Annotated in this window: 10 protein-coding genes and 1 riboswitch; of the genes, 1 reads left to right on the forward strand and 9 read right to left on the reverse strand. The window is 40.0% G+C overall.

What is annotated here, in order from left to right; all coding sequences use genetic code 11:
* Positions 1-187: 187 nt before the first annotated feature.
* From BLR88_RS04705 to thiC, 7 genes are all read right to left on the reverse strand, one after another.
* Complete coding sequence (locus tag BLR88_RS04705) at positions 188-1,486, reverse strand: hypothetical protein (protein ID WP_091260068.1); 1,299 nt, start codon at positions 1,484-1,486, stop codon at positions 188-190.
* A gap of 145 nt (positions 1,487-1,631) precedes the next feature.
* Positions 1,632-2,423 (reverse strand): serine hydrolase, encoded by a 792-nt coding sequence (locus BLR88_RS04710; protein ID WP_091260070.1) that lies wholly within the window; start codon positions 2,421-2,423, stop codon positions 1,632-1,634.
* Between the two features lie 28 nt (positions 2,424-2,451).
* Positions 2,452-3,768, reverse strand: a complete 1,317-nt coding sequence (locus BLR88_RS04715) for a hypothetical protein (RefSeq protein ID WP_091260072.1) — start codon at positions 3,766-3,768, stop codon at positions 2,452-2,454.
* 20 nt (positions 3,769-3,788) lie between these two features.
* Positions 3,789-5,030, reverse strand: coding sequence for a Zn-dependent hydrolase (locus BLR88_RS04720; protein ID WP_057898612.1), 1,242 nt, complete (start codon positions 5,028-5,030; stop codon positions 3,789-3,791).
* Positions 5,027-6,151 (reverse strand): mandelate racemase/muconate lactonizing enzyme family protein, encoded by a 1,125-nt coding sequence (locus BLR88_RS04725; protein ID WP_091260073.1) that lies wholly within the window; start codon positions 6,149-6,151, stop codon positions 5,027-5,029. Before BLR88_RS04725 ends, BLR88_RS04720 begins: the two co-directional genes overlap by 4 nt.
* A 358-nt stretch (positions 6,152-6,509) precedes the next feature.
* Entirely contained in the window at positions 6,510-6,680 is a 171-nt protein-coding gene (locus BLR88_RS19395; protein ID WP_175493557.1) for a hypothetical protein, read from the reverse strand.
* Positions 6,677-8,443, reverse strand: coding sequence for a phosphomethylpyrimidine synthase ThiC (thiC, locus tag BLR88_RS04730; RefSeq protein ID WP_091260074.1), 1,767 nt, complete (start codon positions 8,441-8,443; stop codon positions 6,677-6,679). Before thiC ends, BLR88_RS19395 begins: the two co-directional genes overlap by 4 nt.
* 164 nt (positions 8,444-8,607) lie before the next feature.
* A riboswitch (TPP riboswitch) is annotated at positions 8,608-8,722 on the reverse strand.
* A 381-nt stretch (positions 8,723-9,103) separates the two neighbouring features.
* Here thiC and BLR88_RS04735 point away from each other — a divergent pair.
* On the forward strand, positions 9,104-9,427 hold the full coding sequence (locus BLR88_RS04735) for a DMT family transporter (RefSeq protein WP_057898609.1): 324 nt from the start codon (positions 9,104-9,106) through the stop codon (positions 9,425-9,427).
* Positions 9,428-9,550: 123 nt separating this feature from the next.
* On the opposite strand, the gene BLR88_RS04740 is transcribed toward BLR88_RS04735, so the two are convergent.
* Complete coding sequence (locus tag BLR88_RS04740; RefSeq protein WP_057898608.1) at positions 9,551-10,600, reverse strand: S-layer homology domain-containing protein; 1,050 nt, start codon at positions 10,598-10,600, stop codon at positions 9,551-9,553.
* Between the two features lie 372 nt (positions 10,601-10,972).
* Complete coding sequence (locus BLR88_RS04745) at positions 10,973-12,034, reverse strand: stalk domain-containing protein (RefSeq protein WP_057898607.1); 1,062 nt, start codon at positions 12,032-12,034, stop codon at positions 10,973-10,975.
* Positions 12,035-13,418 lie beyond the last annotated feature (1,384 nt).

Here is a 13,418-nt window from a genome sequence, read left to right on the forward strand (position 1 = left end):
ATAAAATCATAAACATACTACACAGCCTAAATTGACTAAAATGATATGCATCACAAAACAAATAATAAAGATAAAAATCAGAGGAACGAATGAAATGTGTCCACTAAATAAAAAAAAGACCTGAATTGCATCAGATCTTCTTCACTGAATTGAAAGCGAAATAATAGCTGAGCGGCTATGGCGGCAACTAGAAGTTCATTTTATAAATTGAGCGTGGTCTTCCTTTTTGATAAGGCTGTTCTTCACCAGATATTTCTGCATAATTCTTCTCTACAAGTATTTTTAACATTCTCTCCGCACTGCGCCTGCTTAACTGCAAGTAATCAGCCAGATCATTCGCGGAAAAACCATGATTGTGACGCAGATTGGTAAAATTCACTATTTTTGATATACTTGAAACACTAATACCGGTTTTTTTAGCTATTGCAAGAATACGCTCATCCTGACTCTGCAGCTCAAACATTTTTGTTATCTTTTTATTTAATGGCCCAATTACTTTCTTTTCTTCCGTTACAATAAAAACACTGTGTTCGTTCAGTTTTTTTGCATGATACAAGCCAATTTGCGCATGTTCCTCTGCTTCTGTCACCGTAATACCGAAACCAAAACCAAAGTTGATGTTCACATCTTTCATTTCTTTTACATGATTCAATAAAGGAAATACACGGTATCGATCCGTTAGCTGTTCAACACCGCCCCTTGTTCCATAAATCATAAACGTGCGTTCATCGACCGTTTTAACAGACGCATTCATCTTTCGAGCGAACTCTGTAAGAAATCCAAATATAGTAGCTTTTAATTCTTTTACATCATAATGATCCTGATCATGTTGATCAGCTATTTGAACGATTCCAACCGCAATTTGTGAAGATTTACTTAGTAAAAGCTCTCCTATTGTTACAGCTTGTTCAAGTGTAGCGATCATATTTTTTCGTGGGATCATCATACGAAGGCTTGGAATATTTAGTTTCTGCAGTTCATTGTAAACAGACTGCACGCTTGTCAAAACAAATGAAGTTTCACCTTTCTTCCAAAAATCGTAATGAAATTGAACGATCTCATCTGTATACCTATGTTGATTCATTTTGTCTTCAAACTCTTTAATAAAAATTGACGTAGTGTCTAGTCCCAATTCATGAAATATATTATAGACCACTTCTTTTTTTGGAATATCAATAGAAAGCTTTGACGGATAAATACCGAAAGCATGCTGTATATGATATAAAGACAAAGAAAAGGCCAGTTCGTCAAAGGGAATGTAAACAGCATGCAAATTGTACTCCTCAATTTTACCTTTTGCCATATAATAAGGAATGGGACCTGTGAAAAAAAGAACCGTACAGCCCTTTGCTTTTTCAACAAGTTTCAAACTTTCCTCAGGTTTTTCATAAATGAAAGGTTTAATACCGATACGTTCATTCTGATTTAAACGGATGATTTCATGAACCATTTTTTCAGAACCGATCACTGCAATATGAACAACCATTTTATCCTCCAACGGTAACAAAAATCATAAGAAATTGTTTAACATAAAATTCGCTTTTTCGATTCTGTACAAAAAACTTTATATTTAATATTAAACCGCTGAAAAATTACAAAATCAAATAAAAGTTTCCCTTTCCCTTTGGTTCTTATGCACGCAAGTAATCAAAAACAAGTTTTCCCACTTGAGCGATCACCCGTTGGCCAGAAGCATTATCAGACAGTTCTGTTGTTAAAACAGCTACATAAGCATACTTTCCATTAAAACAGAAAATGCCAGCATCATGTTCGGTTCCTGGAAGTTCTCCCGTTTTATGAGCAAGAGTAGCATGAAGGGAAAAACCGCCTGTAATCAAGGCAGGCAATTTTGTATGAAACTGTTGGTTTAAAAGAGTATCATAAACAGCTTTTTTGTTTTCTTCATTTAATATACTTCCTTCTACTATCTCCTTCAAAAAGCGAACGATATCACTGGCCGATGTCATATTATCCTTACCTCGTTTGACCGCCTCATGATCCATCATCATCCGTACCAAAACGGTTTGTCCACAGTTTAAATCAGCCGCTAACTGATTCACAGTATCCATGCCAACATTGCGAATGACCATGTTGGTTGCCGTATTATCAGAAATCATGATCATAAGCGAAATCAGATCTTTTAATGTTAAGCGGAGTTCAGGTGAAAGATGAGAAAGAACGCCCATCCCTCCTACCCTATCTTCGGGTAGGAAGGAATATTCACTGAACAAGTTCAATTTACCTTCTTGTGCTTGACGATATGCTGCAATCATGATTGGAATTTTAATCAAACTTGCAGACGGAAGCGGATCATTTGCATTAATCAAAATGTGGCCCTCATCTGTTTCAATGGCAACACTTACTTTTCCATCGACTTGTGACACTATTCTCTCTACATCTCTTCTAAGTTTCTGCCAGTCCATATTAAGCCACCTCTTTATCCGTCATAGTTTACAAAAATAACACACGTATAACAATAAATAAAACGACAATAATGGTTACAAACACCCCGAAGATAATTACATTCTTAAGATCTTTTGAGCGAGCAAGTCCCATTGCTCCTAAAGCATCTCCGGTCGGATACAAGAAGAACGGCATTTGTGAACCGACAAGTAGTGCCAACACCCAGACAGACATCGGAATATGCAAGTCCATGACAGTTGGAATGAACATCTTATGCATAAGAATGGAGTGTGCAACCGCTGCACCAGGAATACCCGCAATGTTTACGATCGTGCTTAATATCACCATTGTAGCTTGTCCGCCATTCTCTACATAAGGAAGAAGCAAGTTTTTAAGCGCTTCAAAACCTCCCATTTTTTCAGTAAAATAAATGAATGGCGTAAATAAAACAAATTGAATGAAGATCCACAGCAATGGTTTTGCACCTTCTACAAATGTATCAGCAATTTGATTCGGTGACATTCTGCCGGCAAGACCAGTTATAATGGCTGTTAATAAAATGACGACAATCGTATACGTTGATCCGCCTTTAATCATGATACCGTATACAATAGATGCGATGAGCGTTACTAAAAAGGCAACTGTTGCCTGAGTTGTAATTTTTTTTTGTTTCAGCTCCACTTCCAGTTCTTTCTGATTGAAACCGCTTAAATCTTCTTCCGGATAAGAATGCTCAATAAGAGACTTCTTCAGAATCATTTTTGAATAAACGAATGTGCATAACCATATAATGATGGCAACCGGAAGACCAGCATGCAAAAGCACTTGAGGATACGTTAATCCTGTCAATTCCATTAATGTAACTACTGGCGGAGTAAATGGTCCGATTAAAATCCCCGCCGCCGCTGCGCCGTGAAAAATAATTGCTACAACGCTCGATGATAATCCAGCCGCTGCCACTACCGGGATAAGTACGGGTGCAACAATGGCATTCGCACCTGCCAACGTTCCTAATAATGCAGCTAATAAAGATGATGCTATCATTGTGCTAATCATTGCTTTATTGGGCGTATTAATGCCGACTTTATTCATAATAAAATACACAATATTACGGGCAACTCCTGTTTTTTCCGCAATTTTTCCAAGTCCGCCGCCCGCCAAAATAACCAGACCAATATAAGCGATAAAATCTGTCAGCCCGTTTTTCCCAATGACCTTTGCAACATCCATTAAACTTGCACCGCTCATAACCGCTCCAAAAATAATGGCACCGGAAATGGCAGCGATCGGATTCCATTTTCTGAATATTAGGATAATAAAAACGATAAGGGGGACAAGCCCCCAGAGCGAAGGGGAATGAATCATAAAAATCCTCCTTTTTTGTTTTAATCAAGTTGCTCATCTACGTTCAAAATAGCTTGAAGCATCACATTACTGGCAATTTCAATATCGTCCGGGGTACTATATTCTTGTGGACAATGGCTCTTTCCGTTGATACTTTTTACAAAAATCATCGCCGTTTTTGAAATATCAGCCATATGGCTTGCATCATGTCCGGCCATACTTGCCAATCTTACAATTGGCACATGACGTTCCTGTGCTGCCTTTTCAATACAAGCAACAATATCCATATCTAAATGAACAGGTTTTTGGTTAAGAATATTTTGCTCTTTAACGTCCACTTGACGTGCCTTTCTAATCTTTTTCCATTCCGCTTTAATATTGGCTACAAGCCGTTGAATATCTTCTTCCGTTTCTCCACGTACTTCGAGAATAAACTCTACTTTTCCCGGTATTATATTTGCTGCATTTGGAAAAACGTTAAACTTTCCAACCGTACAAACGGTATCTTTCGCGTCCTCTCTTCCAAGCTTTTCTGCTATGAGCACCATTTCTGCCGCTGCTGTAAGCGCATCAAAGCGATGTTCCATCATCGTCGTTCCGGCATGATTTGCCTGGCCGATAACAGTCACTTGATCGCGGTAAATACCGACAATTTTATCAACGGAAGCAACTGAAATATTTTGTTGCTCCAAACGTTTACCTTGTTCGATATGAAGCTCAATAAAAGCTTTTTTGTCTTTCTTGGCTTGAGCCATTTCGGAAAAATACTCTAGGCCGCCGCCTGCTTTTTGAAAACAGTCGGCCAAACGTGTGCCTTTCGAATCTGTCACATCCATCAGGTGTTCAGGAAGTAATTTTCCAGTAAAACTGCGGCTGCCCATAGTGGACACATTAAAATCGTTTGGTTCCTCAGCGGTAAACGATACAATTTCAAGATCATGATTCAGCATGATATTATGGTCTTTTAATGTTCGAATGATTTCTTTTGCGACTAAGACACCTAAAGCACCATCATATTTTCCCCCGTTAGGTACGGTGTCAAGATGAGAACCAATGACAATCGTTCCCTTTTTTCGACCATTTCCCTTCATCAACCCCCATATGTTAGAGGCACCGTCCACTTTTACTTCAAGTCCGAGTTGTTTGAGTTCGTTAATAAATAAGTCCCTTACTTCAAAATCCGCTTCCGAAAAACTTGGTCTTGTTATGCCGTTGTTTGGATCTTTTCCATAACGTGCATACTTTTCTAAATCATTTTGCAGTCGTTCAATCGAGATGTTCATTTAGACTCTCTCCCAAGTAATGAGATGTTGACATCAATGCCTAATCCTGGCTTGTCCGAGACTTTCATCGCTCCGTTTTCCACTAGATCCATCATAGGCGTTTCAGTAATGTCATATTCATGCAAATAAGCTCCACATATAAAGTCGCTCGGATTTTTGACAACTGGGGTACTTGTAACAAATTGGGCACTTGCGGCAATGCCGATACCGAGCTCCAAGTTGCTTCCAACCGTACAGGACATTCCTGCCGCTTCCGCCAATGCAGCAATCTTTCGAGATTGATAAATTCCGCCTACTTTACAAACTTTCAAATTGATAATATCAGCGATGCCAAGTTTGATGGCATTCATCGCGTCTTCAGGGCTAAAGACCGTTTCATCGATCATGATTGGTGTTTTTACTTTTTCACGGATTTCTTTTATACCGAAAATGTTCCATTTTCGAACTGGCTGTTCAACCGACTCAATTTCGCCCGTCTCCTCAAGTTCCTTAATCACTTTAATTGCAGTCGGTACATCATATCCCTGGTTCGCATCCAGGCGAATCTTTGCCTCTTTTCCTGAATCGCTTATCGCTTTACGAATTAGATTCACTAAAGTGATATCTCTTTTCGGCTCATTTCCAACTTTAATTTTGATCACGTTGAATCCTTCATTCACTCGTCGTATGGCTTCTTCGTAAGCATCTTCATTATTCTTAATACCCACCACATATGTGAGTGGAACCGTTTTTCTAGTTTCTCCACCCATCAATTTATAGAGCGGCTGGTTCAACGTTTTTCCCCATGCATCATGAAGCGCGATGTCAATCGCTGATTTTGCTGCTGTTTGTGCGTAAATCACCTGATTCATTTTCGTATGTGCAACCGCTATTTCGTCAACAGGCAAGCCAATCAACGCCGGTGCTAAATAAAGGTCGTTTACCAGCTTAATTGTTTCTGCCGTCTCCCCCATGAAGGCCGGAGATGGAGCGGCTTCACCGAAGCCGTGAATGCCATTTTCCAAAATTACTTCTACAATAGCATGTTGTCTTATGTTTGCAGAATACAAAGAAATTTGCCACTTGTTTTTAAGCGGTACTTCTACAATGTGAGTGACTATTTTCTTTATTCTATTGGTCATTCTCTGTTACCTCCTGTTTTGTCGTTATATAGTCGTTAATAGGGTAAAAAAATAACTTTTTATCATTTTCCGATATTTTAATTTTGTCGCTATAATTTCGTTAATTAGAATATACTCGTTTCTTTGTTTTTTGTCAATTAGAACTTTTTTTTCAATATCAAAATATGACTGATTCTTTTCTCTCTAAGACGGGTAACACTCGTTACCGCCTCCATCTGATATTGTTAATTGGAAACTCTGTTAGAGCAGTACACCTAGATTTCTAGCAACAAAAGATAGGTAATTTTACCAAAGACGTAAAGGCATCTGCCATTATAAATTTTGCAGATGCCTTCAAGCTTGCTTAGCTCTTGAACTCTTAATAATAAAGCGCCTCAGAGAATCCGCACTTTTTGCATGTCCGCACATACGCGTCTTCTTTAAAATCATGTTTACATGTATCCTGTATCGTCCGTAACTGCTTCTTTAACAAAAGAATCTCTCTCGATAGCATTGCGATCCGATTTTCAATTTCTTTTACTTGTTTCACCGATAAATTTCACTTCCACTTTCACGGAATTCCCTGGCCTTTTCTTTCATCCCTTCACTCAGTGCGTCTTGCATATCCAATCCTTTGCTTTCCGCATATGCCCGAATGTCCTGTGTAATGCGCATACTACAAAATTTCGGGCCGCACATGGAACAAAAATGAGCGGTCTTTGCGCCCTCCGCCGGCAGTGTTTCATCATGGTATTCCCTCGCCCTTTCCGGGTCAAGCGAAAGATTGAATTGATCGTACCAGCGAAACTCAAACCGCGCCTTTGAAAGAGCGTCGTCGCGCACCTGTGCTCCGGGATGTCCTTTGGCCAGATCCGCTGCGTGGGCCGCAATCTTATATGTGACGACTCCCTGGCGCACATCTTCCTTGTTCGGCAAACCAAGATGCTCTTTTGGCGTAACATAACACAGCATGGACGTTCCGTACCATCCGATCATCGCCGCACCAATCGCAGAAGTAATGTGGTCATACCCTGGGGCAATGTCTGTTGTCAACGGCCCCAATGTATAAAAAGGAGCCTCCTGGCAAATTTCGAGTTGCTTATCCATATTTTCCTTAATTTTATGCATGGGTACATGTCCAGGCCCTTCCACCATTACCTGTACATCATGCTCCCATGCGATTTTGGTAAGTTCTCCAAGCGTTTCCAGCTCAGCAAACTGCGCTTCATCGTTTGCATCAGCAATACTTCCAGGCCGCAGTCCATCCCCTAACGAAAACGCAACATCATACGTTTTCATAATCTCGCAGATCTCTTCAAAATGCGTATACAAAAAGTTTTCTTGATGATGCGCCAAACACCATGCAGCCATAATAGACCCACCGCGTGAAACAATTCCTGTGACGCGTTTGGCTGTGAGCGGTATATAGCGTAATAATACCCCGGCGTGGATCGTAAAATAATCGACTCCCTGTTCAGCCTGCTCAATTAACGTATCCCGATAAATTTCCCATGTTAATTCTTCCGCTTTTCCTCCCACTTTCTCTAATGCTTGATAAATGGGAACCGTACCGACCGGAACCGGAGAATTTCGGATAATCCACTCGCGTATTGTATGAATATTTTTGCCGGTGGAAAGATCCATAATCGTATCGGCACCCCAGCGAATCGCCCATGTCATTTTTTCCACTTCCTCTTCAATGGAAGAAGTAACGACTGAATTCCCAATATTCGCATTAATTTTTACATGAAAATTTCTCCCGATAATCATCGGTTCGCTTTCTGGATGATTAATATTCGCTGGAATAATCGCCCGACCCGCCGCCACTTCCTGCCTTACAAATTCGGGGGCCATATTCTCGCGAATAGCGACAAACTCCATCTCTGGCGTAATGATACCACGCCGCGCGTAGTGAAGCTGTGTGACATTTTTTCCTTTCTTTGCACGAAGCGGACGGCGTGCGTATCCTGGAAATTCTTCCTGCACAGCCCGGTCGACACTCGAACGAAAGCCATTATCTTCCGGCTTTACTTTTCTTCCTTCATACTCTTCTACATCGCCACGCTCCTCAATCCAAGTACGGCGAATTTTCGGCAATCCTTCCCTTATATTTACGCTATACGTCTCATCCGTATAAGGACCGCTCGTATCGTATACGCGAACCGGCTTATTTTCCTGCAACGCCTCTCCGCTTTTTGAAGGGCTTAAGGCAATTTCACGCACCGGCACCCGAATATCGGGCCTTGACCCTTCCACATACACTTTTTTGCTATTTGGGAATTTTTCGACAGTTAAATTTCTTACTTGTTCCATACTACCTTTATCCTCCTTTTCCAATTTGAATACATTGCAAAAGGACAAGACAAGGATCATAACCGTGCCGCAGATGAATATATCAAAAAAGCCGGATTCACAAGGACCCGGCTCTTCTTAACAAAACATCTGCACACCCGCAATAGATGGGAAGACGCAAACATTACGCATGCAAACTACTTTCCTACGCTGGTATGATCCAGATCAGGTCCCAAGGGTTTAGAAACGTACGCGTGTTTCATTCTCAGCCCGGACTCCCGGACACCCCTAGTAGTAAAATGATTCAGTTGTAAACTTCGCGCAGCCAAAAGACCCTGCGCTTAAGAAGATTATACCAATAAATTACTAGATTGTAAAATGGAAATTTTACAAGCAAATTTTGTCTTACCATCCCCTTGTAGGATAGTAAGACAAAAGATAATATAAGTATAGTAAGAACGTTTTTTCTTTGATACCGGAATCATACGGAGTTGTGGTAGGGAATTAGCTACTACGTAAAATGATTCCTGTACCAATAGGTAAAAATGGTGTACGACGAAAACTGTCGGAGGGTACGCTCATAAAGATATGGATGCTCGTTGGCGGTTCAACCCAGAAAGCTCTGTCGAGAGAGCAGTCAGTTGTTCACTTATCCTTAAAATAAGAGAGGGGGAGATATCCATGCATTGGATTTATCTAATTCTTGCGATTGGTTTTGAAGTCGCCGGAACGACATGTATGAAACTTGCACAGGGATTTACTAAAATACTCCCATCCATAATGATGGGCATTTTTTATGTGGCCAGTCTTTCTTTTTTAACAATATCATTGAAAAAAATCGATGTAAGCTTAGCATATGCTATCTGGTCCGGTCTGGGAACAGCGATCATCGCCATTATCGGCGTTTTTCTCTTTAAAGAATCGCTGACGGCGGCAAAAATAACCGGCATTATTTTTATCATTCTGGGCGTTGTGCTGCTTAATCTGTATGGAGAAGCGCACTAATATACGACAAATAGAGACTGCTACCTTCGCCATGCGAGACTTTCACCCTACAGACAGCACCCATGCCAGGCATACAAAAAAAGCGCAAAAGTCTCCTACACTTCTGCGCTTTTTTGTTCATACCTATAGATATCGTTTCACACCAACCACCTTGTAGTGAGACAAATACCAGTCGATATCATTTATCTTCACCTCGCCCTGACCACTGGCTGCATGCGCCATTCGGCCCTGGCCCACATAGATACCTACATGCGATATTTTTCCGTCTCCAGTATCAAAGAAAAGCAAATCGCCTGGCTGCATGTTTTTTAAAGAAACAGACGTTCCTTTTTCGAATTGCTGGCTTGTGGTGCGTGGTAAATCAACACCAAGGGATTTGTATACATATTGTGTAAATCCGCTGCAATCAAATCCTTTAGGTGTTGTACCACCCCAACGATACGGCGTGCCAAGCAACGGCTCGACTTTGCGCATCACCAACTCATCAAGACGAGAATCCGTACGAGATGCTACCTGGCGTACCGGTTCTGTTTTTGGCACGGAACCGAACAATGCTTTCTGCAATATAACAGCCGCTTCAGCACGTGTTAATTCTTTCTGTGGATTGAAATAGCCATCGTCTCCTAAAAAAACTTGTCTTTGTGCAACTGCTTGTACGCTATCAATAGCCCAGTTACTCACTTTGGCTTTGTCCAAGTACGGCAACTGCCGATCGGAATGAGAATAGTTAAACGTGTGGGCGATAATTACAGCTGCTTCTTCCCGCGTAATCGGACGCTCTGGAGCGAAGCGGGTGTCTGATACACCTTTAACGATTCCCATTTGGTATGCTTTTTTGACTGGTTTATAGTACCAACTGCTTTCCGCTACATCTATAAATGGAAAGGTATGTATATTTTCTTCTTTTTCTATCGCCCTTGATAAAATCGCAGCAAATTCTGCGCGAGTTATCTTTTTGTTCGGCGAGAATGTGTTTGCGGTTGTTCCTTTTACTATCCCTTTTTCATAAAGATTATAAATGCTTGGTACTGCCCATGATACGTTGGATACATCCGTAAAATTCCTGCTTGCTTCCGCCGTTCCAGAAAAAAACGGGGCGAATCCACTTGTTAAAGACACCGAAAACAATCCTGTCATTACTAGCTGCTTAATCCCTGTTTTTTTCGTTTTCATAGCCTCTTTCCTTCATAGAATTGGTTGTTATCTGCTTTATTAAACACCACTCTTTGTTTCCGTTGGATCTTTCTACTTATCATATAAATATCGTAGAAGTTACCTTTCACATTATAAAAATGAATTGTTATCAAACTATGATCGTTTTGTGAAATTTTTAAACATCCCTTACCTCATTATCTTCCAGCATGCACCATAAACCATTGACAATTCGACTACGTTTTTGCTTATATTTTTTTCTCACAGGCACAATCGATCAATATGGAACTCGAAAACACCTGCATTAGTTTTTAGAATAAGGGTTGCGAAATAACTTGGAAATAAAAATGAACCTCCCTCCACTTATAGAAGTGGGAGAGGTTCATAAACGATTTATTCAGGCAATGGAGACCACTTTATTTCTTCTTCAATAGGCTGTGTTTCACCAGGTATGATTGAATAATATGGATTAGCATACAACAGCCTTGTTATAAACCATCCTTCTTTACCATCTACCGTAAGTTTTTCGATAATAAATTTTTCAGTACCTAGAGTCGAGCCAAAAGAAGTGATTTCTGGATAAGTCACTGTATATTCTACGGCTGTCTCGCTAAGTTTCTTTTCTTCTTTGACTGTGATGGGCCCAACCCAGGGACTTGATCCTCCAGTTGTCCAATTTTTTTCACGAACACGTTCTTCAGCCTTTTTCCGAAGCTCTGGTGATAATACAGCGTATTGAAGAGCTCCGCTCCGTGTCTGCTCGCCACGTCCCCATAGCTTCATTGCTTCTTCAGGTGTAGAAGCAACAAGAGCATCTTCGACCGCTGCTAGTTGCTGCTCAATCTCCGCTTTGTTTGGCGCTTGAATAAAAAGTTGATTTGTTTCTTTGTTATACTGAACATCTGCCCAAAATAATTGCTCCAGCCAATCCATAGGAATATAAAAATGCCCATTATGATTTTCCGCACTATTAACGGCATAAGAAACATATTCACGATTGACTGTAATTGAAATCACTCGTTTAAGAGATGAATCCGGAAGATTCAAAACCAATTCGTGATCGCGATGGAATAAGGGCTGGTTTTGAAGAAAAAGCCATGCCTTTTTTGCATTTTCTGTAAGAGGCCACATTTCTGCTTCTTTACTTGCCTCATATGTTTCCAATGCTCTATTATAGGAGGCTAATTTCGCTATCTTATCCGTAACGTCTTCTGTCTGAATGAATATATCACGTGTTTTAGGATCCCATTTGATAGAACGAGCACCTAACTGTTCGGCAGCCCACCGAATAGGAACCATAACTTGGCCATTTACTACGTGTATACCCGGTGGCGTAGCAACGGTAGAACCGTTGACTTGAATAGTGAGAGGAGAAGCGACAGATGCATACGCTTCTACTGATCCTAAAATTAACATTGTGACCAGAATTGATAGAATCGCCCAAGCTTTTTTCATTTTTTACTCAACCTTTCATCTGTTGTTTAAAAGCAATAATGGGAAATTTCTCATAGTAAAAAACGTGATCTAATGATAAGGAAGTACTGTATGTAAAAATCTCAATGGAACATCCCTAATCCAAAGTATGCAAAGCTAAAAATCACAAGTAAAGAAATAATATAATAATATGGCTGTTTTATAATCTTAAAACTGTATTTACCTAGAAGTCGAAAAACAGCATCCTCTGTTTTATAGCCGAAGAAAATCATAATCACAGAGAAGAGAAAAAATACTGTCCACCCATAATTTTTAGGAATGAACATGATTAAAAACATGACTAGAGGTAAAAAAGTGCAGGTATGGAGTAATCTCCCTAAAGTATTGACTCGGATTTTATCCTTTTCTTTTGTATTTTGATACCACTTTTTTATTGAAAACACCATTCAACACCTCTACCGCCTCTATTTTCTATATTTTACATCAATACCCTTTATTTTAATACTCTTTATTTTGTTGGAAAATGGTATTGTAAAACAAAAATGACTGCTAATACTATCAATCCAGATACATACTTCATTACGAACCACTTGTAGAAAGTTGAGGAATAACCTATGGATTTACAGGATTTACGTTAGCATTGCTTCAAACAAAAAGGGGCAGGGGAGGCTTTTCCATTCGAAGATGATGTACACGTTTGAAGCTTCGTTTCCTCATACACACCCAGAGCATACAGGCCATATGCCACGAGCGCACATCAGGCCCGAAAGGAAGGGCATGTGAACGTCTGTTATCCATATAAGCATAAAGAAGTATTTCAACACAAAGTGGGCAGTAGACGATTTTACGATTGACCCCAACAGACGCAAAAGTCGAAGCATTCACCGCCTGCGTAACAAGAAGCTCGCGGAGCTTCAGCGCAAGGAGAAAAAATCTTATATATCAAGCGTTTCCTCTCTCCGAAGCATTTTTTTGCTTTATGTTATAAGAATAAGGGTTGCGAAACAATTTGGAAAAACAAAGGTAAATAAAATTAAATATCTCTGTTTATCTCAAGTTTTTGCAAGAGGAGAGAGAATAAAAAGGAAAGAAATAAACTAAGTATGTGGTCAAAAATGTGATCAAACAAAAACCCGGCCTTGCGCCGGGTCTTCTCTTTCACTCGCTCGTACAAAAGCTAAACATCCCAAGCCCTCTTACGATAGGAATGAGGGAAATTTTTCTAAATAAAAAGCCGCTACTATAAGCAGCGACCTTCTTCCCACTACGTTCAGATAATTACTACAAAGTACAACTGTTAAAATTTATATCCCACTACGTTCAAATAAATCTAATGATGATTAATGATACCATTTAAGTCTCTATAAATCAGTTTCAATTCCTCATAGGTAAGCTACAAACTCGT

The sequence above is a fragment of the Aneurinibacillus thermoaerophilus genome, from assembly GCF_900099925.1.
In the GTDB taxonomy this organism is placed as follows: domain Bacteria; phylum Bacillota; class Bacilli; order Aneurinibacillales; family Aneurinibacillaceae; genus Aneurinibacillus; species Aneurinibacillus thermoaerophilus.